Origin of the sequence: Vibrio sp. T13N (assembly GCF_032970445.1) — a bacterium.
Taxonomy (GTDB): domain Bacteria; phylum Pseudomonadota; class Gammaproteobacteria; order Enterobacterales; family Vibrionaceae; genus Vibrio; species Vibrio diabolicus.
The window spans coordinates 266378-291467 of the sequence record NZ_JAWJYE010000005.1 but is presented as its reverse complement, the minus strand read 5'-3'; the positions used below and the strand labels follow the sequence as shown (position 1 = coordinate 291467).

General features: G+C 45.6%; 19 protein-coding genes. 10 read left to right on the top strand and 9 right to left on the bottom strand.

All coding sequences use genetic code 11. From position 1 onward, the window contains the following. Positions 1-134: 134 nt before the first annotated feature. The gene (lpdA, locus tag R2S67_RS10740; RefSeq protein WP_005379993.1) at positions 135-1562 is read left to right on the top strand and encodes a dihydrolipoyl dehydrogenase; all 1428 of its coding nucleotides are present in this window, start codon (positions 135-137) and stop codon (positions 1560-1562) included. A 145-nt stretch (positions 1563-1707) separates the two neighbouring features. Here the strand turns inward: lpdA and opaR are convergent, their stop codons facing one another. After that, positions 1708-2322 (bottom strand): transcriptional regulator OpaR, encoded by a 615-nt coding sequence (gene opaR / locus R2S67_RS10735; RefSeq protein WP_031780576.1) that lies wholly within the window; start codon positions 2320-2322, stop codon positions 1708-1710. Positions 2323-2640: 318 nt separating this feature from the next. Here opaR and hpt point away from each other — a divergent pair, with 318 nt between their 5' ends. After that, entirely contained in the window at positions 2641-3171 is a 531-nt protein-coding gene (hpt, locus tag R2S67_RS10730) for a hypoxanthine phosphoribosyltransferase (protein ID WP_005379995.1), read from the top strand. Between the two features lie 77 nt (positions 3172-3248). Here hpt and can read toward each other — a convergent pair whose 3' ends face one another. Next, positions 3249-3917 (bottom strand): carbonate dehydratase, encoded by a 669-nt coding sequence (gene can / locus R2S67_RS10725; RefSeq protein WP_005379996.1) that lies wholly within the window; start codon positions 3915-3917, stop codon positions 3249-3251. A gap of 277 nt (positions 3918-4194) precedes the next feature. Here can and R2S67_RS10720 point away from each other — a divergent pair, with 277 nt between their 5' ends. The 4 genes from R2S67_RS10720 (at position 4195) to R2S67_RS10705 (ending at position 8863) form a co-directional block, all read left to right on the top strand. After that, positions 4195-5865 carry a SulP family inorganic anion transporter gene (locus R2S67_RS10720; protein ID WP_317343801.1) on the top strand — a complete coding sequence of 557 codons (1671 nt, stop codon included), beginning with the start codon at positions 4195-4197 and terminating at the stop codon, positions 5863-5865. Between the two features lie 252 nt (positions 5866-6117). Beyond that, entirely contained in the window at positions 6118-7035 is a 918-nt protein-coding gene (locus tag R2S67_RS10715) for an ABC transporter ATP-binding protein (RefSeq protein WP_005396713.1), read from the top strand. Beyond that, positions 7036-7806, top strand: a complete 771-nt coding sequence (locus tag R2S67_RS10710) for an ABC transporter permease (protein ID WP_005396714.1) — start codon at positions 7036-7038, stop codon at positions 7804-7806. A gap of 127 nt (positions 7807-7933) precedes the next feature. Beyond that, entirely contained in the window at positions 7934-8863 is a 930-nt protein-coding gene (locus R2S67_RS10705) for a Kdo(2)-lipid IV(A) acyltransferase (protein ID WP_139060508.1), read from the top strand. 55 nt (positions 8864-8918) lie between these two features. On the opposite strand, the gene panC is transcribed toward R2S67_RS10705, so the two are convergent. From panC to sfsA, 7 genes are all read right to left on the bottom strand, one after another. Further along, on the bottom strand, positions 8919-9824 hold the full coding sequence (gene panC, locus R2S67_RS10700) for a pantoate--beta-alanine ligase (protein ID WP_317343795.1): 906 nt from the start codon (positions 9822-9824) through the stop codon (positions 8919-8921). A gap of 11 nt (positions 9825-9835) precedes the next feature. Continuing rightward, on the bottom strand, positions 9836-10630 hold the full coding sequence (panB, locus tag R2S67_RS10695; protein ID WP_005396718.1) for a 3-methyl-2-oxobutanoate hydroxymethyltransferase: 795 nt from the start codon (positions 10628-10630) through the stop codon (positions 9836-9838). Positions 10631-10654: 24 nt separating this feature from the next. Beyond that, the gene (gene folK / locus R2S67_RS10690) at positions 10655-11140 is read right to left on the bottom strand and encodes a 2-amino-4-hydroxy-6-hydroxymethyldihydropteridine diphosphokinase (RefSeq protein WP_317343792.1); all 486 of its coding nucleotides are present in this window, start codon (positions 11138-11140) and stop codon (positions 10655-10657) included. Next, a complete protein-coding gene (pcnB, locus tag R2S67_RS10685) occupies positions 11137-12504 on the bottom strand; it encodes a polynucleotide adenylyltransferase PcnB (RefSeq protein ID WP_046875073.1) in 1368 nt (455 codons plus the stop codon). The genes folK and pcnB overlap by 4 nt, the downstream gene beginning before the upstream one ends. A 101-nt stretch (positions 12505-12605) precedes the next feature. Continuing rightward, positions 12606-13469 (bottom strand): tRNA glutamyl-Q(34) synthetase GluQRS, encoded by an 864-nt coding sequence (gene gluQRS / locus R2S67_RS10680; protein ID WP_053809212.1) that lies wholly within the window; start codon positions 13467-13469, stop codon positions 12606-12608. 96 nt (positions 13470-13565) lie between these two features. Beyond that, entirely contained in the window at positions 13566-14012 is a 447-nt protein-coding gene (gene dksA, locus R2S67_RS10675; protein ID WP_005386584.1) for an RNA polymerase-binding protein DksA, read from the bottom strand. 136 nt (positions 14013-14148) lie between these two features. Continuing rightward, positions 14149-14865, bottom strand: a complete 717-nt coding sequence (sfsA, locus tag R2S67_RS10670) for a DNA/RNA nuclease SfsA (protein ID WP_005396723.1) — start codon at positions 14863-14865, stop codon at positions 14149-14151. Between the two features lie 66 nt (positions 14866-14931). On the opposite strand from sfsA, the gene hrpB reads away from it, so the two are divergent. From hrpB to acnB, 4 genes are all read left to right on the top strand, one after another. After that, entirely contained in the window at positions 14932-17400 is a 2469-nt protein-coding gene (gene hrpB, locus R2S67_RS10665) for an ATP-dependent helicase HrpB (protein ID WP_317343782.1), read from the top strand. Next, a complete protein-coding gene (gene mrcB, locus R2S67_RS10660; protein WP_046875069.1) occupies positions 17393-19765 on the top strand; it encodes a penicillin-binding protein 1B in 2373 nt (790 codons plus the stop codon). Before hrpB ends, mrcB begins: the two co-directional genes overlap by 8 nt. A gap of 122 nt (positions 19766-19887) precedes the next feature. Continuing rightward, the gene (locus R2S67_RS10655; protein ID WP_104970931.1) at positions 19888-22218 is read left to right on the top strand and encodes a patatin-like phospholipase family protein; all 2331 of its coding nucleotides are present in this window, start codon (positions 19888-19890) and stop codon (positions 22216-22218) included. Positions 22219-22486: 268 nt separating this feature from the next. Next, complete coding sequence (gene acnB / locus R2S67_RS10650; RefSeq protein ID WP_012841427.1) at positions 22487-25084, top strand: bifunctional aconitate hydratase 2/2-methylisocitrate dehydratase; 2598 nt, start codon at positions 22487-22489, stop codon at positions 25082-25084. The last annotated feature ends 6 nt before the right edge of the window (positions 25085-25090 follow it).

Here is a 25090-nt window from a genome sequence, read left to right as displayed (position 1 = left end):
TTTACTTTTCACACCATTAACATCTCTGTAAACTGTTAGCGGTCTGAAAATAACTGTTTAAAACAAATCTCTCTTAAACATAAAAAATCGATACCCACTCAGCCTGTTAGGGATAATGACTACAAGAGGTCAAAATGAGCAAAGAAATTAAAGCCCAAGTTGTTGTACTTGGTTCTGGTCCTGCTGGTTACTCCGCTGCATTCCGTTGTGCGGACTTAGGTCTTGAAACTGTACTAGTTGAACGTTACAGCACGCTTGGCGGTGTATGTCTGAACGTGGGTTGTATCCCATCTAAAGCACTGCTTCACGTTTCTAAAGTAATTGAAGAAGCGAAAGCGATGGCTGACCACGGCGTTGTGTTCGGTGAGCCTCAAACAGACATCAGCAAAATCCGCATCTGGAAAGAAAAAGTTGTTAACCAACTAACTGGCGGCCTAAGCGGCATGGCTAAGATGCGTAACGTAACAGTAGTTAACGGTTACGGTAAGTTCACTGGCCCTAACTCTATCCTTGTAGAAGGCGAAGGTGAGCCAACAGTTGTTAACTTTGACAACGCAATCGTTGCGGCTGGTTCTCGTCCAATCAAACTGCCATTTATCCCGCATGAAGACCCACGTATTTGGGACTCTACTGACGCTCTTGAACTAAAAGAAGTGCCAGAAAAACTGCTTATCATGGGTGGTGGTATCATCGGTCTAGAAATGGGTACGGTTTACCACTCTCTAGGTTCTAAAGTTGAAGTTGTTGAAATGTTTGACCAGGTAATTCCTGCAGCAGACAAAGATATCGTGAAAGTATTTACTAAGCGTATCAAAGACAAGTTCAAGCTAATGCTAGAAACGAAAGTAACAGCAGTTGAAGCAAAAGAAGACGGTATCTACGTTTCAATGGAAGGCAAGAAAGCGCCAGCTGAAGCTGAGCGTTACGATGCGGTTCTAGTAGCTATCGGTCGTGTACCAAATGGTAAGCTAATCGACGGTGAAAAAGCGGGTCTAGAAATTGACGAGCGTGGCTTCATCAACGTTGATAAGCAAATGCGTACTAACGTTCCTCACATCTTCGCGATCGGTGATATCGTTGGTCAACCAATGCTTGCTCACAAAGGTGTGCATGAAGGTCACGTAGCTGCTGAAGTTATCTCTGGTAAGAAGCACTACTTCGACCCTAAAGTTATCCCTTCAATTGCGTACACTGAGCCAGAAGTGGCTTGGGTTGGTAAGACTGAGAAAGAAGCGAAAGAAGAAGGCATCAAGTACGAAGTGGCAACATTCCCTTGGGCAGCATCAGGTCGTGCAATCGCATCTGACTGTGCAGACGGTATGACTAAGCTAATCTTCGACAAAGAAACTCATCGCGTAATCGGTGGTGCTATCGTTGGTACTAACGGTGGTGAACTACTAGGCGAAATCGGCCTTGCAATTGAGATGGGCTGTGATGCAGAAGATATCGCTCTGACTATCCACGCTCACCCAACTCTACACGAGTCTGTAGGTCTAGCTGCTGAAGTATTTGAAGGTTCAATCACTGACCTGCCAAACAAAAAAGCAGTTAAGAAGAAGTAAGCTTTTTCTGACTTAATGATAGAAACCGCTGCATTGCAGCGGTTTTTTTATGTTTGTTAGGTAGGAATATAAACGTGTGCTCGGCTGACAGCAGACAATAAAAAGCCCACCAAACGGTGGGCTGACATATATTGCGAGTTAAGCTTTAGTGTTCACGGTTGTAAATGCAAAGCATGTCTAAGTATGAACTAACAAGGTGCTTAAGTTCCGCTTCACTTTTTGCACGGTTCGCTTGGACAAACAGTGAGTAACAAATACCGTGGAACAAGTTTGCCAAGTGTTCTGAATCGTGCTGGTCACACACTTCGCCACGTTCAATCGCTTTAATGAACATGTTTTGTACCAGCAACTGGTTAGTACGGTTAGTTGAAACAAACAATGGCCATACTTCGTCACGTGTTGAAGCACTCCACTCGAACCAAACTTTTAGCCAGTGACAGTCTTGACTGACAAGCTCGATCATTGCATTAGTAATATTGGCGATGTTTTCACGTGCGTGTAAGTCTAAGTCAATGTTATCCGATAGGAAGTTCGAGAACTGACGTACGACGTGGTTGAGTACTTCATCCACTAAGTCTTCACGAGTCGGGAAGTAGTTAAAAACGGTCGCCACAGAAACTTGAGCAATTTCTGCGATATCTGCGTGACCACCACGACCGATGCCGCGGCGCGCAAACACTTCCAATGCGATTTCCATTAACTGTTGCTTACGCTTAATCGGGGAAAGCCTAGTTCTAGGTCTCTTTGCAATTGAGTCCATATCCATTTTCCTTGCCATTTGAGTTGATATTGGGGGTAACCCCCTAATTGATTATTTTAATAGTTGCTTAAAGCAGTGATGAGTGTAATGGTGCATATCAACAAGGTCAACATCTGTAGAACAATTTATATACAGTAATGTCATTATTATTGATAAAATTAGCTATGAACTTTATAAAACTAAGACCTTCTTCCAAGATTTTTTGGCAACAGGATGTGACTTTCAACCCAATGAACGTGGTGATACACTACACGCCGTAAGATTAGGTGATCGTTTGCGTGCGACTTACCTCAACCCACAAATTAGATTGAGCACAGTATGAAACATACAATAGAAGTCATGATTTCTGAGCAAGAAGTTCAGGAACGAGTTCGTGAATTAGGCAAACAAATTACAGAGCGTTATCAAGGTAGTGAAGATCTTGTGTTGGTAGGCTTATTGCGTGGCTCATTTGTATTTATGGCAGACTTGGCACGTGCTATCGAACTGACTCACCAAGTTGATTTTATGACAGCGTCAAGCTACGGCAACACAATGGAAAGTTCACGTGACGTTCGTATCTTGAAAGATTTGGATGATGACATCAAAGGCAAAGACATTTTGCTTGTTGAAGACATCATTGATACAGGTAACACACTAAATAAAATCCGTGAGATCTTATCGCTGCGTGAGCCGAAGTCTATCGCGATTTGTACGCTCCTAGATAAACCATCTCGTCGTGAAGTGAATGTTCCTGTGGATTGGATTGGTTTTGAAATCCCAGATGAGTTTGTCGTTGGTGTGGGTATTGATTACGCGCAGAAATACCGCCACTTACCATACATCGGTAAAGTTGTACCTCAAGAATAATCATTGAGAGCAGCATTAAAAATACAAAAAAACGCCCATCTCAGATGAGCGTTTTTTGTTCAACTTTTAGATGTAGCTTAGCGACAAAGCAGCTTATTGTCTGTATTTAGAATCGTCGAAAGGGCTTTCTGATAAGACGCTTCTACGGTTTCCTTAGAGTTAGAACGAATGCCTAAGTACTCTAAACGACCATCTTCAATTCCGTATACCACGCCATGAATTTCAACATCTTGCCCACGCTCCCAAGCGTTTTGCAGGATGGTTGAGTTACCCAAGTTGTACACTTGCTCTGCGACATTAAGCTCACCTAGTTTATCTGCTCGATCTTGCTGCGGCATTTGATCTAAGTAAGTGCGGTGTTTGAAATAGATATCTCTGATATGTAACAGCCAATTATTAATAAGACCTAGCTTAGGGTTATCAATGGCAGCGTTTACGCCACCACAGCCATAGTGTCCACAGACAATGATGTGCTTAACCTTAAGAACGTCTACGGCGTATTGAACGACGGACAGACAGTTGAGATCAGTATGGATGACTTGGTTTGCAACATTCCGATGAACGAATAGTTCACCCGAGTATAGTCCGGTTAGTCGCTCGGCAGGGACACGGCTATCAGAACAGCCAATCCAAAGAAAATCGGGCTTTTGACCCTCTGCGAGTTTTGCGAAGTATTCAGGTCGATCAGATTTGATCTCTTGAGACCATTTTGAATTGTTTTCAAATAACTGTTTAATTTCCGGCATCTTGCAAACTACTTCCCTTAAAAGACAAAAGCGCTGCCGCTTATATGAACATGCAAGCGATCAGTGTTGTAACTATACACAATGTTACAATTTCGATCCCGTTAAATATTCGTCAGACAGGACTCATCTGACTAGTTTTCATCAATAAAAACGTAAAATTAGGCCTAATTATTTGTGGTGTGAATTTAGCCTTAATCTATTTATGGTTTAAATTTTCGCCTGGCTCGTTAAAGTAATGACATTTTACTTTTTAAAATTGAATGCAGGGAAATCAGCAGTGTTCGGTAGTCGTTTTGAAGATATTAATTTCAAAGGGGATGTATTTGGCGGGGTAACCACGGCGATTATCTCTCTTCCTTTGGCGTTAGCGTTCGGTGTTGCATCCGGTGCAGGGGCAGAAGCAGGCCTCTGGGGCGCAATAATGGTCGGTTTGTTTGCTTCGTTGTTTGGTGGTTCTAATACGTTAATATCAGAACCAACAGGGCCAATGACGGTAATCATGACCGCTGTGTTAACCAGTATGATGGCGAAGTATCCAGAAACGGGCATGGCCATGACCTTCACGGTTGTTATGATGGCTGGCGCGTTCCAAATCCTATTAGGGACGTTAAAACTGGGTAAATACGTTACCTTGATGCCTTATAGCGTGATTTCGGGCTTTATGTCAGGGATTGGCGTGATTCTTATCATTTTGCAGCTATCACCTTTGATGGGGCATGCTGCTCCTTCTGGAGGAGTGCTCGGAACATTATCTGCTTTGCCGGAGACCATTTCTAACCTTAAGTTCAGTGAACTGTTTTTAGGTCTACTAACTTTGGGTATTCTCTTTTTCTTCCCTAAGCAGTATCGAAAATATGTACCAGCGCAACTCGTGGCGTTGGTTGCGGTGACTTTGTTGTCTGTGATGCTCTTCGATACGGAAGATATTCGTCGTATCGGTGAAATCCCGGCAGGATTGCCTTCTCTCGTTGCGCCTCATATTGATCCAGATATGTTTGTTGAGATGGTTATTGATGCGTTGGTGCTCGGCACCTTAGGTTGTATCGATACTTTGTTGACGGCGGTTATCGGTGACTCCTTGACTCGTAAAGAGCACGACTCAGACAAAGAACTGCGAGGCCAAGGTCTTGCCAACATGATCTCAGGCTTGTTCGGTGCACTACCTGGCGCGGGCGCAACGATGGGCACGGTGACTAACATTCAAGTTGGGGCTCGTTCGCCATTGTCCGGTGTGATTCGTGCACTTATGCTTGCATTGGTCGTATTGGTTGCTGGTGGATTAACGGAGCCGATCCCAATGGCTGTGTTGGCTGGCATTGCAGTATATGTCGGCTTTAACATTTTGGATTGGAGTTTTATTCAACGAGCACACAAGGTTAGCTTTTCCGGAATGGCGGTAATGTATGGCGTTATGTTGCTCACAGTGTTTGTTGATCTTATCGTTGCCGTGGGCTTGGGCGTCTTTATTTCCAACATTATTATCATTGAGCGTCTGAGCCGAGAACAGGCGAGGCAAGTGAAAGCGATCAGTGACGCGGATGAAGACGATGTGCCGCTAACTGACAGCGAGCGTGGCTTGCTTGATCGCGCCAATGGCAAAGTACTGTTCTTTTATCTTTCGGGTCCAATGATCTTCAGTGTTTCTAAGGCAATTTCACGCCAGCACTCCAGTATTTCGGATTATGATGTGATGATTCTCGATCTTACCGATGTACCTATGATTGATGTTACTGTCGGTTTAGCGTTAGAAAACGCGATTAAAGATGCGCTCGATGCTAATTGTGCCGTGTATTTGTTGTGTCCAAATGAGCGCACGCGAGAACAGCTAGAAAAGTTCCACGTTATTGATCTTGTCCCGAATGACAATATGTACCAATTCCGTTATGAAGCATTAAATGCGGCGGTAGCTCATGTCGAGGCGGACCTGTATCAGCGTATAACGGCGTAATCACTCTGATCGTTAAAAACGCAACAGCGCKCTGTTGCGTTTTTTATTCCCTAACTTTTCCTTACTTGTAGATAACCTTTACGTTGATAGGGACTATATTTCCAATATTATCGAAAGGTTTAATTGTAATCATCGTTATTCAACGATAAACTGATGGACCTCCAGTACAATACCCAAGGCGATTTCGTAGTAAACCGCTGATAAACATCGAGTCGGTATTAGTAATCACAAACAAACGGCAATCACGACCTTATGTACGCATTAGAAATTGAACAGTTGCGCAAGACGTATGCAGGTGGCTTTGAGGCGTTAAAAGGTATTAGTCTCCAAGTGAAAAAGGGTGACTTCTACGCGCTTCTAGGTCCCAATGGTGCAGGAAAATCGACCACGATCGGCATCATCTCTTCCTTAGTGAACAAAACTTCTGGGACGACGAAAGTTTTCGGTTATGACATTGATACCGACCTTGAGTTGGCCAAACAGAATTTAGGCTTGGTGCCACAAGAGTTCAACTTCAATCAGTTTGAAACTGTTGAACAAATCGTGATGCAGCAAGCGGGCTATTACGGTGTGTCTAAAGTATTAGCCAAAGAACGAGCTGAAAAGTACCTGAAAAAACTCGATTTATGGGAAAAACGTAAAGAGCGTGCCCGTAATTTATCTGGCGGGATGAAGCGCCGTTTGATGATCGCCCGAGCTTTGATGCACGAGCCGCAGTTGCTCATTTTGGATGAGCCAACGGCTGGGGTGGACATTGAACTACGCCGCTCAATGTGGGAATTTCTGAAAGAGATCAACCAAGAGCAAGGGATTACGATTATTTTGACGACGCACTATCTAGAAGAAGCGGAGATGCTGTGTCGAAATATCGGCATTATTAACCGAGGTGAGTTGATCGAAAACACCACCATGAAGGCGTTGCTAGGTAAGTTAAGCGTCGAGACATTTATCCTAGACATTGAATCTGAAGGCGAGGTGCCTGAGCTTGAAGGCGTCAATCGACAAAGTATTGTTGATGGCTCTTTAGAGATAGAGCTAGATAAAAGCCAAGGATTGAATTCAGTGTTCAGTCAGTTAACAGAGCATGGTATTAAAGTTCTTTCAATGCGTAACAAAGCCAACCGACTGGAAGAGTTGTTTGTCAGCATTGTAAGAGAAGGGAGTAAGTAAATGTACGGTTTATATTGGACGGCATTTCGTAGCTTGCTGAGCAAAGAGATCACCCGTTTTACGCGTATTTGGGTGCAAACTTTAGTTCCGCCTGCAATCACAATGACACTGTATTTCATCATTTTCGGTAATCTTATTGGCTCTCGAATCGGTGAGATGAGCGGCTTTAGCTACATGGAGTACATAGTTCCAGGTTTGATCATGATGTCGGTGATCACCAATTCATACTCGAATGTGGCGTCTTCGTTCTTTAGTGCAAAACTACAGAAGAACATTGAAGAGCTGCTGGTGGCACCAGTGCCAAATTACGTGATCATTGCTGGATACGTAATGGGCGGTGTGACTCGAGGTTTGTTAGTAGGCGCTATTGTTACCTGTGTGTCTCTATTGTTTGTGGATCTGCAGGTTGAACACTGGGGCATTATTGTTGCGACCGTCTTCATGACATCCGTTGTATTTGCTCTAGGCGGGTTGATCAATGCGGTCTATGCAAAAACGTTTGATGATATTTCGATCATTCCTACATTTGTGTTGACCCCGTTAACCTACTTGGGTGGTGTTTTTTATTCCATCAGCTTACTGCCTGAATTTTGGCAAGGTGTCTCTAAGATTAACCCAATCGTCTACATGGTGAATGCGTTCCGTTATGGTTTTTTAGGCGTATCGGATGTGGGTATTGTCACCTCATTCAGTGTGCTTGCGGTGTTTGTGATAGCGCTGTATGCCGTTGCTCATTACTTAGTAACGAAAGGTATTGGGCTAAGAAGCTAAGACTCTCCCACACAACAAAGAGCAGCGAATCATGCTGCTCTTTGGCATGCATAACAATACATACCCATACAATTTTTCAGTTTTTATCATGATAGGTTTCAATCATTTGTAATAAATGAGTAATCCTATGAATATTGTCCCGCCGCCGCCTTTCTCCTATCAGTTACTTAAGCCCAAATATTGGTCTGTATGGCTGGCATTTGGATCTTTAGCGATTCTTGTTAATGTACTGCCATACATAGTATTGCGAATCTTAGGTAGAAGCATCGGCTGTGTTGCGATGCATGTAATGAAGCGTCGACACAAGATCGCTCTGCGTAATCTCCAGCTGTGTTTCCCTGATTTTACGGATTGGCAATGTAAGGACGTAGTACGAAAAAACTTTCAATATACGGGAATGGCGATCATCGAAACGGGGATCGCCTGGTTTTGGCCAGATTGGCGGATACGTCGGATAACCTCTATTGTTGGGAAAGATCGTTTACTCGCTGAGGAAAAGAATGGGCGTGGTGTGTTGGTGGTGTGCAGTCACCATTTAAACTTGGAGATAACCGCTCGTATTTTTAGCCAGTTTGCCAAAGGTTATGGCGTTTATCGCCCAAATTCGAATCCTGCTTATGAGTTTATTCAACATCGAGGTCGAACTCGTTTTGGGCATCAAATGATTGATCGAAAAGACGTGAAATCAATGCTCAAAGTACTGAAAAATGGTCATCGACTGTGGTATTTGCCCGACCATGATTATGGCGTCAGCCATTCTGTTTTTGCGCCGTTCTTTGCTGTTGAACAAGCCGCGAGTATCGTGGGCTCTAGTGTGCTTATAGACGCAACAAAGTGTGCGGTCATATCTGGCGTCACAGTGAGCAAGAATCACCATTACACGTTGTATATTGGAAAAGATATCAGTGAGCGTTTCGAGAGGCGTAATGCGATTAAAGCGGCAAGTATCTTGAATCAAGAACTCGAGAAAATGATAAAACGTGATATTCCAGCGTGGATGTGGCTGCACAAGCGGTTTAAAACACGTCCTGAAGGATTAGATTGCGTCTATACGTAGAAAATAAAAAAGGTCGACTAAGAGTCGACCTTTTTACGTCTTGATGGCTCAGAGCTTACTCTGCGCTCTCTGAGTTTATATTACTAGACTCTGCTTCTTCCTTCGCTTCGACAACCATATCTACCGTTTGGTTATCGATAAGACGCGCTTTGCCTAAGAACGCAGACATCAGAATGACGGCTTGTGTCGTTTCTGGCGTGATCACTTGTAAAGTACGAGCATCACGAATGAAGATCTCATCAGGGTGCAAACCTGCAGCTCGAAGTTGGTCGCTCGCATCTTCGATGATCGATGCGTAGTCATCACGGCCACCGCGAATGGCACTGCTGATCCAACGCATTGTACGAGCAAGCACTGGCGCACGTTGACGTTCGTCCAGCGTAAGCAAGCCATTGCGTGAGCTCATTGCTAAACCGTCCATTTCACGTACGGTCGGCACACCAATGATTTCAATGTCCATCGCAAGATCGACAACCATCTTGCGGATAACAGCAAGTTGTTGAAAATCTTTCTCACCAAAACAGGCCACATCTGGCTGAACGATGTTAAATAGCTTGTTTACGATGGTTGTGACGCCACGGAAATGACCAGGGCGTGAAGCCCCTTCTAAAATAGTCGATAGACCCGGAACATCAACAAACGTTTGTTTATCAAGCCCTTCAGGATAGATAACTTCTGGTGTCGGCGTAAATACCACATCGACCCCTTCAGAGGTTAACTTGCTTAAGTCTTCCTCTAGCGTACGCGGGTAATTATTTAAATCGTCTGCACGATCAAACTGCATCGGATTAACAAAGATGCTTACGACAACGATATCAGCGTATTCGCGTGCTTTACGCACTAAAGTTAAGTGACCTTCGTGAAGGTTGCCCATGGTTGGGACAAACGCAATTTTACGACCTTCACGTTTAAAGGTTTTAAGGTGTTCACGAACTGCTGAGATTTCCGCAAAAGTTTGCATGCATTTATCCTCTAGGCAATGGTATGAGCGTCGTCTGGGAATACACCGTTGGCTACATCTTCAATGTATTTAGCAACGGCTTTGCGCATATCACCTGTTTCAGCAAGAAAGTTTTTGGAGAATTTCGGCATGTAGTTGGCAGAGATACCGAACATATCATGCATCACGAGAATTTGACCATCTGTCACGTTACCAGCTCCAATACCGATAACAGGCACGTCGAGCACTTGCGTAATACGCTCAGCAAGCTCAGCAGGCACGCACTCTAGTAAGACGATTTGAGCGCCTGCTTCTTGCAGTGCTAACGCATCTTTCACCATGCGGTCCGCTTTTTCTTGATCGCGACCTTGAACTTTGTAACCACCAAAAATATTCACGGCTTGAGGAGTTAAACCAAGGTGAGCACATACTGGAACCGAGCGTTCAGTGAGCATTTTTACAGTGTCGACTAGCCAGTCACCACCTTCAATTTTCACCATATTGGCACCCGCACGCATCAGTGTAGCCGCATTTTCGCAAGCTTGCTCTGGCGTGGTGTAGCTCATGAATGGCATGTCAGCCATCAACAAACAATTTGGGCTACCTGCGCGTACGCAACGAGTATGGTAAGCGATATCATCGACCGTTACTGGCAGAGTATCGTTGTGACCTTGCAAAACCATACCTAGAGAATCACCAACAAGAAGTACTGGCATTTCTTGGCTTTCAAACAGTTGGGCAAAGCTCGCATCATAAGCGGTTGAAGTAGCAAATTTACGACCTTCTTGCTTCCACTTGATTAGGTCGTTGATGGTCATTTTTTTCATGGTTTTATCCTTACTAGGAGTTGGCTATGACTGCCAGATACTGAGGCCGTTTCTATCTACTTGTTCCAGTAGTTTAGAGACCTCGGTCCCATCGGGGAGTTGTAAATTTGGTGCAATTTCCGCAAGAGGGTAGAGTACGAATTCACGCTCTTTCATTCCATAATGAGGAACGATCAGCCTCTCGGAATTAATCACCTCATTGCCATAAAGAACAATGTCGAGGTCCAAGGTTCTTGGTCCCCAACGTTCGTCTTTACGGACACGCCCTTGTTCTTGCTCAATGGCTTGTGTGCAATCGAGCAATTCAAGAGGCGTCAAACTGGTGTTAATCGACACAACCGCATTAATGTAATCCGGTTGGTTTTGTGGTCCCATTGGCGTGCTGCTGTATAGCGAAGAAGCCTGAACAAATTCTGATTTAGGCAGCGTTTTTAACGCTTCAATCGCTTGCTTCGCTTGGCTGACAGGATCAGCCAAGTTACTGCCTACCGCAATGTACGCTGTGATCATGACTTAGGCTTACTCTTTTTCTTGCGATAGGTTTTACGGCGGCGCTGACCACTCTTCGGTGATTGACCGTCTAGGTCGGCAGCCATTGCTTGACGCATTTCTCGGCCTGCATTTTGAAAAGTTTCCCACCACTTGGCAAGCTTCTGAGTGTCACCACCTTCAATTTCACCGCGCATTTCAAGAAAATCAAAGCCAGCTCTAAATTTATTGAGCTCCATAAGACGGAATGCACGTTTACCGTTGCGTCGTGGAAGACGAAGCTGTAACTGCCAAATCTCGCGAATGGTTGCGGTGTGGCGTCTTGGAATGGCAATTGTACGAACTTGTTCATCAAGAATGATGTTACTCGCTTCCATAATGGCGTCGTAATGGCCTAAGTTGCGCTCTTCCATCAGTTCATCGGCTTTCGCACACAGTGGGTACCACAGCATTGCAGCAAACATAAATGCTGGATTGATGCGTTTCCCATCTTCGATGCGCATGTCGGTAGAATCTAGGACAAGATCCAACATCTGCTCAGTGTGAGAGGAGTAATCTTCTGTAAAGTGCGCTGCAATCGTCGGGAAGAGTTGCTGGAATAGGTTGTACTCACGCAGTAGGTGGTAGGTTTCTAAGCCATGACCGGATTGCAATAATTTGAGTGACTCTTCAAAAAGACGCGCTGACGGAATGTCACCGAGTAACGGTGCCATGTGTTCGATTGGTGCCGCGGTGTCTTCTTCAATATCAAAGTCCAGTTTTACTGCGAAGCGAACTGCACGCAACATACGTACTGGATCTTCACGGTAGCGTGTTTCTGGATCGCCAATCAGCCGAATGAGGCGATCTTCTAAATCCTCAATACCACGTGCGTAGTCGTGAATCGAGTAATCCGCGATGTTGTAGTACATCGAGTTAATCGTGAAATCACGGCGCTCAGCATCTTCATCGATGGTGCCGTAGACATTGTCACGCAGCAGCATTCCTTCTTTCGATTGCTGAGAGATGCTCTTATTCTTTTGCTCTTGGTGGTGACCGCGGAATGTCGCTACTTCAATGATATCTCGGCCAAACATAATATGAGCCAAGCGGAAGCGGCGACCAATCAAACGGCAGTTACGAAATAGCTGTTTGATCTGTTCCGGCGTTGCGTTGGTCGCAATGTCAAAATCTTTTGGTTTCTGTCCAAGCAGTAAGTCTCGAACCCCGCCACCCACAAGAAAAGCATCGAAACCAGCACCATTTAGGCGGTACAGTACCTTCAGTGCATTATCACTGATCTGCTTACGCGAAATGTTGTGCTCTTCACGAGTTATTACATTGAGAGCGAGCTCTGGAATAGTGGCAGGTTCGCTTGGTGTATAGTCGTTTGTATTCATGTGCATCTGGCAATAACTGGGTTTAGTCCAATCTTGCTTTGGTTAGTTTTTGCGCCTCTAGGGCCTAATTTGCGGCTAATGATAGCCTACACAATGCCATTTGAGAATCACGGTGTGATCTCGATCTCTGTTGGAAGCTGTTCCAAACGCCAGTTTTCGCAGCCCCAACGAAGAATCTCTTCTATGTTGGCCGCTTTTATGGCTTCAGGTATCTCGAAGCCCAAAAATGTCATGGCGCGTAATAGAGTAGGCTTTGGTGTCTCTATATCAATAGCCGTCGCGTGATTTTGTTTCGACAGTTTATTGCCGTTGTTGTCCATCGCCAATGGTAAATGCAAGTAGCTGACTTCAGGCTGCCTAAGTATCTGGTACAGACTGATTTGACGCCCTGTTGGCTCGATTAAGTCTGCACCACGCACGACTTCTGTGACGCCTTGGTCGATGTCGTCCAATACTACCGCAAGATTATAAGCAAATAATCCATCTCGACGTTTAATAATGAAATCTTCATTAACGAGTTGCTCTGGAATCTTAATTGTTCCACGCTTCTGATCGAAGAAATGAGCGACAGGCTTGGTCATTTTTAGGCGAATCGCGCCGTCTTTCAAGTTTTTATCGCGGCAAGTGCCAGGATAAAACCCGCCATGCTCTTTAATTTGCTTTCGAGTACATTGGCAATAATAGGCCTCACCATTTTCGAGCCATGTGTTTATTTGGGCTTGGTAAAGGTCATGACGTTCACTCTGGTATACCACCTCTCCATCCCAATGCAGCTGGTAGGCTTTGAGCGCATCTAGGATAAGTTGCGCCGCACCTGGCATTTCTCTTGGTGGGTCCAAGTCCTCAATACGTACTAACCAGGTTCCGTTGTGTGCTTTCGCTTGAAAATAGCTGCCAAGAGCGGCAATCAGTGAACCAAAATGTAAAGGACCAGAAGGAGATGGGGCGAATCGACCTACATAGCGTGTCATGCGTGTATCTCGAATTTAGTAAACAAATGGGATGCAAAGGTAGTCAAAACAAAAAGGGAGCCTGAGCTCCCTTCAATAATCATAATGCTTGGTTGATTAACCTTGCATTTGCTTCTCTTTGATTTCTGCAAGTGTTTTACAGTCAATACATAGGTCAGCGGTTGGACGTGCTTCAAGACGGCGAACGCCAATCTCTACGCCACAAGACTCACAGAAGCCAAAATCGTCTTCTTTGATTTTATCCAAAGTCTTTTCAATCTTCTTGATCAAACGGCGTTCGCGGTCGCGGTTACGCAGTTCTAGGCTGAACTCTTCCTCTTGAGAGGCGCGGTCAACTGGATCTGGGAAGTTTGCTGCTTCGTCCTGCATGTGGTGAACGGTACGATCCACTTCAGCTCTCAGCTGGTCGCGCCAAGCTGTTAAGATTTTCGTAAAGTGTTCAACCTGCTCTGGTGACATGTACTCTTCACCAGGTTTTTCCTGATATGGCTCCACGCCGGCAATGGCTAGGATGCCTATCGTTTTCTTCTTTGATTCTGGCATACAGCATCTCCTACTTACACCTAGTCAACTGCTACGCAGTCAATTTAAGGCGGGTATCTATAGCAAAAAGAGGCGGTGCAAGCAAATACTGAATCGCAAAGTTATCGTCAATGTGAAGACGACATCATTTTTTCTCTTAATTGATAAAATCAATAGCGGAAATCAGCTTCATTCCAGTATCGCTCAGTTCAGCTTTGTAGCAGAGAACTTCCACTCCAGCGTCTTGTGCTTGTTTGAGTAATAGTGAATATTTCGCGTCTATATGGTGCGCCGCGGATACTTTTTCAATACCTGAATGTAAAACAGTGAATAAAAGTATGGCTCTACTTCCATTTTGTGCCATTTCTGTGAGCTCTCTCAGGTGCTTTTGTCCCCGAGTCGTGACCGCATCTGGGAAGTATCCTTGTCCAGTAGAGTCGGTCTCATCAAGAAGAGTGACGCTTTTCACTTCTATATAGCACTTTGGCTTGTTGTCTGCGCTGAGCAAGATATCAATTCGGCTATTTTCATTACCGTATTTCACCTCAGTTTGAAGTGTGTCATAACCACAAAGCTCTGAAATGACATTATTTTCAATAGCCTCAACGGCTAATTGGTTGGCGCGCGCGGTATTGATACAAATACGGTGGCCTTGTTCTGTTTCACTCAACTCCCAACTATTGGGGTATTTTCGTTTCGGGTTGTCGGAAGTGGAAAACCAAACTTTGTTTCCCGGTGTCGCACAACCTGTCATAGCGCCAGTGTTTGCGCAGTGGATAGTACGAATTTCACCGGTATCGAGTTCGATATCGGCAAGAAAGCGTTTATAGCGTTTGAGTAGAGTGGCGGACTCTAAAGCGGGTGTGAAATGCATTTGCTTATTTAGACAAAAATTTTTTTATGTACAATGTTGCCACCATTACACCATAAGGTATTTCCTTTGTCACAATTGCCGATTGAAGCCGTGATGCCTGAGTTGCTGACGGCGGTCAAAAATCAACATCAAGTGATCTTAAAAGCGGCGCCTGGTGCCGGTAAGTCGACCTACTTCCCTTTACAGCTCCTCTTAAACCATTCGGTTGTTGGAAAAATCATCATGCTCGAACCAAGACGACTCGCGGCGCGTAACATTGCCCGTTATCTTGCTGAGCAATTAGGAGAGCAAGTAGGTCAACGCGTGGGTTATCGAGTTCGTGGCGAGGCAAAGGTAAGTTCTGCAACGCAGTTGGAGATCGTGACCGAAGGGATCATGACTCGGATGATTCAAACTGACCCTGAACTGGATGGTGTTGATCTGCTGATCTTTGATGAGTTTCATGAACGCAGCATTCATGCCGATACCGCTTTGGCATTCAGTTTAGAAGTTCAAGAGGCATTGCGAGACGATCTCAAGCTGGTGGTAATGTCGGCAACGCTTGATCAACAAGCCTTACAGTCGTTGTTGCCGGAAGCCAGTTACATTGAATCAGAAGGACGCAGTTTCGACGTAGACATGCGTTACCAACCGTTAGGTGTGAATGATCATTTACCTACGAGTATGGCAAAAACAATAGAAAGTCTTATGAACAAAGAGTCCGGCTCTTTGTTGGCTTTCCTACCGGGCGTTGGGGCCATTAAACAAGTCGAAGAACGTTTATCTCATTTGGCGGATGATATTGAAGTGTGTCCGCTTTATGGGCAACTGAGCTTTACTGAGCAACAAAAAGCCATCACGCCGGCAGAACACGGCAAGCGTAAAGTCGTACTCGCGACCAACATCGCAGAAACTTCACTGACGATTGAAGGCATTCGCCTTGTGGTTGATTCTGGGTTAGAGCGTATTGCCCGGTTTGATTTGAAAAACGGTTTAACACGCTTAGAGCAAACACGCATTGCACAGTCTTCAGCGATTCAGCGTGCAGGACGAGCGGGACGAATAGAAGAGGGCATTTGCGTTCGCCTCTATTCTGAAAGTCAGTTCAAGCAGCAACCTCTGGTTCCCCAGCCCGAAATTTTGCATTCCGATTTGGCTAGTTTAGTTATGGAGCTCGCATTTTGGGGAGCGAGTGATATCCACGATCTCAAGTGGCTTGATGTTCCCGCTAATGCGTCATTGGAACAAGCGAAGCAGCTATTGGTGTCATTGGGACTACTGACGGAAAAAGGGCAATTAACGTCCGAAGGAAAACAGGCGCATGAACTAGGCGTTGAGCCTCGTGCGGCTGCGATGCTAATTAAAGCGCAATCTTACAGTGATAAGATGTTAAATGCTGCTTTGGCGGCGGTCGCACTGATTGAAGGGCCAGAAAGAAACGTCACCAATATCGCTCATAGTTTGCATCGTTGGCTTGTTGGTACTCATCCAAAAAAGTCGATGTTGTTCAAGCGTGCTCAATCTCTGGCGTACAAATTAGATACGGTATTTGACCTGAAAGGCGTGGATGAAGAGGCATTACCGCTGGTGTTAAGTTTGGCATTTCCAGATCGCATTGCGCAGCAGCGCACAAATCAATTTGGGCGATTTACTTTGGCTAATGGTCATGGTGCAGAATGTCGTCAGGAAGACATGCTAGGTGGCTGTGAGTATTTGGTTGCCGTTGACTTAATGCGTTCTCATTCTAACTCCAGTCAAATTCATTCGGCATGTGAATTGGATGTCAATATATTGCGAGCGACCTTTGAAGCGCTATTTTCGTCTGAAGAAGTTGTAGACTGGGATGAAAAAAGAGGGCGTCTAATGGCTGAGCGACAAACAAAACTCGGTCAGCTGGTGGTTGAACGCGAGCCTTTGCCAAGCCCTGGCAAAGAAAAAATGACACAAGCTTTACTCACGTATGTCCGCCGCCAGGGCTTACAGAGTCTAAACTGGACACCGGCAGCGGAGAGCTTGTTGGCTCGGATTCGTTGTGCGGTGGAATGGTTACCCGAGCAATCATGGCCAATGTTTGATGAAGCCAGTTTGTTGGATTCATTAGAAGAGTGGTTAGAGCCGTACATGACGTCCGTCAGTTCGGTTAACGATTTGAGCAAGATAAACTTGGTCGAAGCGCTGAACGCTCGATTAGGATGGCCACTCAATCAACAACTGGATGAATGGTTACCAGAGCATTACCAACTGCCGACAGGTTCGAAGAAGCGTATCCGTTACCAGTATGGCCATGAGCCGAAATTATCGGTGCGTATGCAAGAGGTATTTGGTGAGAGTGGCTCTCCTACGGTAGCACTTGGTCGTAAGCGTTTGGTGCTTGAACTGCTTTCGCCGGCACAACGTCCGCTGCAAGTGACGTCTGACTTGGCGGCTTTCTGGAACGGAAGCTATAAAGACGTTCAAAAAGAGATGAAAGGGCGCTACCCAAAACACGTTTGGCCAGATGATCCTGCCAATCATGTAGCAACTACGAAAACAAAAAGACAATTGAATAATGACTAACAGCAAGAAGCCTAGCGCGAAAAAAGCGCCAGCGAAGAAAAGTACAACCAATAAAGGAACGACAAAACCGACTCGACGCACACCGAGTAAGAAGCCGGCTAACGAGAAACGTTCGTGGCTGAAAGTTTTGTGGTCATTTAGCTGGAAAGCCGGTGTTGCGCTTGCCGCTGTTTTGCTGTTTGTTGGGATTTACTTAGATAGTGTCGTGAAAGAGCGCTTTGAAGGTCAGCTGTTTGAACTGCCAACGGTGGTTTATGCTCGCATCTTGAACTTAAATCCGGGTGAAAATATCACCATTCAAGAACTGCGCAACGAGCTGGATGTACTGAATTACCGTAAGGTAAGTCAGCCTCGCTATCCTGGTGAGTACTCTTCTTCTTCCACTCGGATTGAATTGATTCGCCGTCCATTCGAATTTGCCGATGGTCCTGAACCGGATCGTCACGTGATGCTCCATTTTTCAGATTCTGGCTTGCAGCGTATTCAGTCTTTAGAGTCCCGAGGTGATCTTGGTTACTTACGCTTAGAACCGAAGATGTTGGGGATGCTGGAGAAAGATCAAGATGAGCAGCGTCTGTTCTTGCGTCGTGATCAGTTCCCAGAAATTTTAGTTGATGCACTGCTTGCGACCGAAGACCGGGATTTTTATCAACACGATGGGGTGTCTCCACTCGCGATTGCACGAGCAATGGTTGCAAACATTAAAGCGGGTCGTACTGTTCAAGGTGGTAGTACGCTAACTCAGCAGTTGGCGAAAAACCTGTTTTTGACCCGTGATAAGACGCTGTGGCGCAAAGTTAGAGAAGCGTATATCGCGTTAATTTTGGATTACCGTTACAGCAAAGATCGTATTTTGGAAGCCTACCTTAACGAAGTGTACTTGGGGCAAAGTGGTGGTGAAGCGATCCACGGGTTTGGCTTGGCATCGCGTTATTACTTTGGACAACCGATCCAAGAGCTGCGAATCGATCAACTGGCGATGTTAGTTGGGATGGTAAAAGGACCGTCTTACTACAACCCAATTCGTTACCCCGAGCGCACGAAAGAGCGCCGCGATCTTGTATTACGTTTGTTGATGCAGCAAAACATGCTGACTTCAGAGCAGTATGAGCAAGCCGTCAGTCGTTCGCTTGATACGCAGAGCAAACCACGTATTGCGAGCCGTCAGCCCGCTTATTTCCAACAATTGAGCATTGAATTGAAAGAAAAAGTGGGGGAGCGATTTAAAGCGGAAACCGGGCTGCGCGTGTTTACGTCTCTGGATCCGGTATCGCAAAGTAAAATGGAGCAAGCCATCGCGAAAAAGATCCCGGAGCTAGCTAAACGAGGCGGTAAAGAATTAGAAGCCGCTGCAGTTGCGGTTGATCGTCATAGTGGTGAAATCCGTGCCATGGTTGGCGGTAAACGTGTTGGTTATGAAGGTTTTAACCGCGCGCTCAATGCCAGTCGTCCAATTGGTTCTCTAGTTAAACCAGCGATTTACTTGACGGCTCTAGAACAGCCGGAAAAATATAACCTAGGCACGACGCTGCACGACACGCCGCTAAGCCTGAAAAGCAGTAAAGGTAATGTATGGACACCGCGTAACTACGACCGAAAATACCGTGGTGATGTGCCACTTTATATTGCTTTAGCGAAGTCGCTCAACGTGCCAACTGTGCGCTTAGGCATGGCGCTTGGTATCCCAGAAGTATCCAATACTTTAGAACGTTTGGGCGTCAACAAAGACGAAATCCGCCCAGTGCCTTCGATGTTTTTGGGCTCGTTTTCTTTGACGCCGTTTGAAGTCGCGCAGATGTATCAGACACTGACGAACTCAGGCAAACGTGCGAAACTGACCGCTCTGCGTTCAGTGATGGATATGGAAGGTAATGTGCTGTATCAATCCTTGCCTCGTTCATCAAGAGCCGTGGATGAGCAAGCAGCATGGCTAACGACCTACGCGATGAAACAGGGGGTTGCTCAAGGTACAGGCCGCTTCTTACAAAGCCAGTTTGGTTGGGCTGCACTGGCAGGAAAAACGGGTACCAGTAACGATAACCGCGATAGCTGGTTTGTCGGTGTTGATGGCCGTGAAGTGACGACAATTTGGCTAGGCCGCGACGATAACAAACCGGTTCATCTAACGGGATCGAGCGGTGCATTACGAGTGTACGCAGAGTATTTGAAGCAACGCATTCCTGAGCGTTTAGAGCTTCCATGGCCAAGAGAGATCACCACGTTAGGATTTAAGCCGACATCAGATGGTGGTTTAGAAATGAACTGTCGTAGTGATTACAAACTGCCAGTTTGGGATAAAACGGGTCAAATAAAGCAGCAGTGTGAGAAGAAATCAAACTGGCTTAACAGCTTATTTGATTGGTAGCATCGCCAAATCAACAACATTAGCTTGTCTCTCTGGTCAATTCTTAGTACATATTAGGGCGTGTTAGTGCAGTGCTGCTAGCACGCCCTACTTGATAAGAAATTCAATAAAGGAAGAAGTGAATGTTCAAAAAGCTGTTATCAAGCCCGTCGACTCGCCATTTCGCGCTTTGGGTTAGTGCCTTTTTGATCACCACTCCTTCTGTTTCCCTCGCAAACTCTCTAGCAAAAACGGATGACTTGGAGCCTCGCCCAAAGGTGGCGGTTGTGCTCGCCGGTGGCGGCGCAAAAGGCGCTGCGCATATCGGCGTCCTTAAAGCGTTAGAAGAGATGCAGATCCCGGTCGATATCGTAACGGGCACCAGTATGGGCGCTTATGTTGGTGGTCTCTATGCAACGGGGATGAGCGCTGATGAAATTGAAAGTTTTATCTACACCGTCGATTGGAGCAGTGGTTATCGAGATCGTGTCGACCGTAGTCAACGCCGAGTTCGTGATAAAGAGTATGAAGACCGCTATCAAATTAACACTGACCTCGGCTTAAGATTTGGTGAGGTTCGTGCCCCAACGGGTGTCGTGCAAGGCCAGAACATGTTGCGCGTATTGCGTGAGACTACAGGGAACTTAGGGCGATTCGATTCTTTTGATGATCTTGCCATTCCTTATCGCTCTGTGGCGACAGATATTCTTGCGCTAGAGGAAGTGGTTCTTGGCAATGGCTACCTTGTGGACGCCATGATGGCTAGCATGTCTGTACCAGGAGCGCTTCCTCCCTATAAGCTCAATGGCCATATGCTTGTCGATGGCGGCGTGGTCAATAACATGCCTGTCGATGTGGCTCGCGCCATGGGGGCTGATGTTGTTATTGCTGTCGATATTAGCACCGACTACAAAACCGAAGATGAGTTTACCGGGCTGTTTACTGTAGCGGATCAACTTTCTAATTACCTAGTTCGTCGCAGTACGCAACAGCAAGTGGACGAGCTTGAACCACAAGATATTTATATTCGTCCCAATGTGGGCACCATGGAAACGGTCGAGTTCGACAAAATGCCTTGGGCTTTTCAAGCGGGCTACGATATTACCAAGCAGCTTGAAGATAAGCTGCAAGGTCTAAGTTTATCGAACGCAGAATACCAAAAGTACATTGATCACAAGCAAGAGGTACGTAAGACGCTGGTTTACGGTGATAAACGCATTGTTGATGACATTGTGATAGTGAATAACACCCACTACAGTGATGTATTACTTACCAACCGTATCCAATTGAAAACAGGTCGTCGTATTCCAACGGCTGAAATAGAAAAAGCCGTTGAAAATCTCTATGCGTTGGATCGTTTTGAGTTAATCACTTACCACTTTGAAGATGTTGATGGTAAGACATTGTTGGTTTTTGATGTTAACGAAAAGTCGTGGGGGCCGAATTACGTTAACTTTCGATTTTTCCTTGAAGATGACTTCGATACGGATAGCCAATACGGCATCGGTATGTCGACCAATTTTACTAATTTAAACTCGCATGGTGCAGAGTTGGCGTTCAACGTAGAAATGGGCACGGATAAGCTGATAGAAGCTGAGTTGTATTCGCCTGTTTTATCTAGCCAAACGCTTTTTGTTGCTGGCCGTGTTGGATACAGCAGTGAAGATAGAAACTTACCTTTTAGCGAATTTGAAAATCCGGACCTCAGCTCAGTTAACGACTTCTTACCCGTTTCCTATAATGACTTTGCTTCTGAACTGGCTATTGGCATTCAACCTACGTTATGGCAAGAGTTGCGCCTTGGTGCTCGTTACTCTACAGGAGATATTGAGCTGTCTACCTTGGCCTCGGCAGGGCAGCTAGACTTCGAGCGCAAAGGTATATTTGCGAGCTATCGACTCGATACGCTTGATGATTTTGCATTTCCTACTCGCGGACTGCTGGTCGATCTTGAATATTTCGTATCTCATGACAAGAGTCCGGAAGGCATCACTCTGCTCGACACGGAAAAGATGATTGAAGATACTGTGTATGAAATCTCCGCGCGATTCAAAGGTGCGGTCAGTCATCAGCGTCATACTTTAGTCGGACATGCAGAATATAGTTTTGTAGAAAGTAAAAATTCATCGGTTCCACTTGATCCGAGAGAGTTAGGCGGCTTTTTAAACCTATCTGGCATCCCAAGAAATAGCTTGATTGGACAGAACCTGTTTTTTAGTAGCTTGGTGTACCGATACAAATGGTTCGACAATGACTTTGGACTATTTGAAGCGCCAGTCTACCTGGGCGCATCAGTGGAATACGGTGGAGTGTGGTCAGATAATGATCTGAAGCTGAATGAAGCGCCGCTTTACAATGCTGGCTCTATTTTCTTTGGTGTTGACTCACCAATCGGGCCAATTATGTTGGCTTATGGTCGTACTGAGCAGGATATGGATGCTGTGTATTTGATCGTAGGAACGTCGTTTAATTAACCGGGTATAAGAAAGCAAAAACTTGGCATATTTGGTCAAAATTAGCAGAACTTTAGTCGTAAGTTGCTATGTTGGTCAAAATGATAAGATTTTAATTTAAGGTTAAATTTGCTATTATTTTGCCCACAGTTTGGCCTCTACGGCGCTGTTTCTCAATCATAATTGAATGAAAACAAGGGCAATGGAGAGCCAAGTTTCCAAGGATGTTCACTCCTTTACTTTAACAATAGTAATAATAGAGGAGGAACCGCAATGAGAGGAAAAAGTCGTGCTTGAAGCCTACCGTAAACACGTCGAAGAGCGTGCTGCTGAAGGAGTTGTTCCTAAACCGCTAGACGCAGAACAAGTTGCTGGACTTGTAGAACTTCTGAAAAATCCCCCGCAAGGTGAAGAAGAGTTCATTCTTGACCTACTTGAAAACCGCATCCCACCAGGTGTAGATGAAGCCGCTTATGTTAAAGCGGGTTTCCTAACAGCAGTAGCAAAAGGTGAAGTTAAATCACCATTAGTGAGTCGTGAAAAAGCGGCTGAACTGCTAGGCACTATGCAAGGTGGTTACAACATCGAGCCGCTAGTTGAGCTACTTGATGACGAAGCACTGGCAGAGATTGCTGTAGAAGCATTGTCTCATACACTTCTGATGTTTGATGCTTTCTATGATGTAGAAGAGAAAGCAAAAGCAGGCAATGCGCATGCACAGAAAGTACTTCAGTCATGGGCTGATGCTGAGTGGTTCCTTTCTAAGCCTAAGCTTGAAGAAAAAGTCACTCTAACTGTATTTAAAGTAACAGGTGAAACGAACACGGATGACCTTTCACCTGCACCTGATGCTTGGTCTCGTCCTGATATCCCAGTGCACGCACTTGCGATGCTGAAGAACGAGCGTGAAGGCATCAATCCTGATCAACCGGGCAATATTGGTCCGATCAAGCAAATTGAAGAATTGAAAGAAAAAGGTCACCAATTGGTTTACGTTGGTGATGTTGTTGGTACTGGTTCTTCACGTAAATCTGCAACCAACTCAGTACTTTGGTTCATGGGAGATGATATCCCTTACGTTCCAAACAAACGTGCTGGTGGTTATGTGCTTGGTGGTAAAATTGCACCTATCTTCTTCAACACAATGGAAGATGCGGGCGCACTACCAATTGAAGTCGACGTGACTAAGCTCAACATGGGCGATGTTATCGATGTTTACCCATATGAAGGTAAAGTTTGTAATCACGAAACAGGTGAAGTTTTAGCTGAGTTCTCGCTGAAAACGGAAGTACTGATTGATGAAGTTCGTGCTGGCGGTCGTATCCCATTGATCATCGGTCGTGGTTTGACAGACAAAGCGCGTCAATCGCTAGGTCTTGAGCCTTCGGATGTATTCCGTAAACCTGGTGAAATTGCAGATTCTGGCAAGGGTTACACGCTTGCACAGAAAATGGTTGGTAAAGCGTGTGGCGTAGAAGGCATTCGCCCTGGTACCTACTGTGAGCCGAAGATGACGACAGTAGGCTCGCAAGATACTACCGGCCCTATGACTCGTGATGAACTTAAAGACTTGGCGTGTTTGGGCTTCTCTGCTGACCTTGTCATGCAGTCTTTCTGTCACACCTCTGCGTACCCAAAACCAGTAGACGTAAACACGCACCACACACTTCCGGACTTTATCATGAACCGCGGTGGCGTATCTCTTCGCCCGGGTGACGGTATTATCCACTCATGGCTAAACCGTATGCTACTGCCGGATACTGTCGGTACTGGTGGTGACTCGCATACTCGTTTCCCTCTAGGTATTTCATTCCCAGCAGGTTCGGGTTTGGTTGCCTTTGCTGCTGCGACAGGCGTTATGCCACTAGATATGCCTGAGTCAATCTTGGTTCGCTTTAAAGGTGAAATGCAACCGGGTATCACACTGCGTGACCTTGTTCATGCCATCCCTTACTACGCGATTCAGCAAGGTCTACTAACAGTAGAGAAAGCGGGCAAGATCAACGAATTCTCTGGCCGTATCCTTGAGATTGAAGGCCTAGAAACGCTAACGGTTGAGCAAGCATTTGAGCTATCTGATGCTTCTGCTGAGCGTTCGGCGGCAGGTTGTACTGTGAAACTGTCTCAAGAGTCGATCGAAGAGTACCTAAACTCTAACATCGTAATGCTGAAGTGGATGATCTCTGAAGGTTACGGTGACCGCCGTACTATCGAACGTCGTATTACAGCGATGGAAGAGTGGCTAGCAAATCCTGAGCTGATGCAAGCGGATAAAGACGCTGAATATGCACATGTGATTGAAATCGATATGGCTGAAATCAATGAGCCAGTACTATGTGCCCCGAATGATCCGGATGACGCTCGCTTGTTGTCTGAAGTACAAGGCACAGCGATTGATGAAGTGTTCATCGGTTCTTGTATGACGAACATCGGTCACTTCCGCGCTGCTGGTAAGCTGCTAGATAAGTTCAACGGACAGCTTGCAACTCGTCTATGGATCGCTCCGCCAACGAAGATGGACAAGGATCAGCTAACGGAAGAGGGTTATTACGGTATCTTTGGTCGTGCTGGGGTTCGAATCGAAACACCAGGATGTTCACTGTGTATGGGTAACCAAGCGCGTGTTGCAGACAAATCAACAGTGATGTCGACCTCAACGCGTAACTTCCCGAACCGTCTAGGTACTGGTGCGAATGTTTACCTGTCGTCTGCGGAACTAGCTGCAGTAGGTGCAATCCTTGGTAAGATTCCAACCAAAGAAGAGTACTTGGAGTATGCGAAGCAAATTGATGCAACCGCTACAGATACTTACCGCTACTTGAACTTCCATAAAATGGATCAGTACACCAAGAAAGCGGATGAAGTGATCTTCCAAGAGCCTGCATAAGTTTAA

Excerpts from the sequence above, each read along its gene's own strand:
- lpdA (WP_005379993.1), top strand. The coding sequence starts at position 135 with ATGAGCAAAGAAATTAAAGCCCAAGTTGTTGTACTTGGTTCTGGTCCT.
- opaR (WP_031780576.1), bottom strand. The coding sequence starts at position 2,322 with ATGGACTCAATTGCAAAGAGACCTAGAACTAGGCTTTCCCCGATTAAG.
- hpt (WP_005379995.1), top strand. The coding sequence starts at position 2,641 with ATGAAACATACAATAGAAGTCATGATTTCTGAGCAAGAAGTTCAGGAA.
- can (WP_005379996.1), bottom strand. The coding sequence starts at position 3,917 with ATGCCGGAAATTAAACAGTTATTTGAAAACAATTCAAAATGGTCTCAA.
- R2S67_RS10715 (WP_005396713.1), top strand. The coding sequence starts at position 6,118 with ATGTACGCATTAGAAATTGAACAGTTGCGCAAGACGTATGCAGGTGGC.
- R2S67_RS10710 (WP_005396714.1), top strand. The coding sequence starts at position 7,036 with ATGTACGGTTTATATTGGACGGCATTTCGTAGCTTGCTGAGCAAAGAG.
- R2S67_RS10705 (WP_139060508.1), top strand. The coding sequence starts at position 7,934 with ATGAATATTGTCCCGCCGCCGCCTTTCTCCTATCAGTTACTTAAGCCC.
- panC (WP_317343795.1), bottom strand. The coding sequence starts at position 9,824 with ATGCAAACTTTTGCGGAAATCTCAGCAGTTCGTGAACACCTTAAAACC.
- panB (WP_005396718.1), bottom strand. The coding sequence starts at position 10,630 with ATGAAAAAAATGACCATCAACGACCTAATCAAGTGGAAGCAAGAAGGT.
- folK (WP_317343792.1), bottom strand. The coding sequence starts at position 11,140 with ATGATCACAGCGTACATTGCGGTAGGCAGTAACTTGGCTGATCCTGTC.
- pcnB (WP_046875073.1), bottom strand. The coding sequence starts at position 12,504 with ATGCACATGAATACAAACGACTATACACCAAGCGAACCTGCCACTATT.
- gluQRS (WP_053809212.1), bottom strand. The coding sequence starts at position 13,469 with ATGACACGCTATGTAGGTCGATTCGCCCCATCTCCTTCTGGTCCTTTA.
- dksA (WP_005386584.1), bottom strand. The coding sequence starts at position 14,012 with ATGCCAGAATCAAAGAAGAAAACGATAGGCATCCTAGCCATTGCCGGC.
- sfsA (WP_005396723.1), bottom strand. The coding sequence starts at position 14,865 with ATGCATTTCACACCCGCTTTAGAGTCCGCCACTCTACTCAAACGCTAT.
- mrcB (WP_046875069.1), top strand. The coding sequence starts at position 17,393 with ATGACTAACAGCAAGAAGCCTAGCGCGAAAAAAGCGCCAGCGAAGAAA.
- R2S67_RS10655 (WP_104970931.1), top strand. The coding sequence starts at position 19,888 with ATGTTCAAAAAGCTGTTATCAAGCCCGTCGACTCGCCATTTCGCGCTT.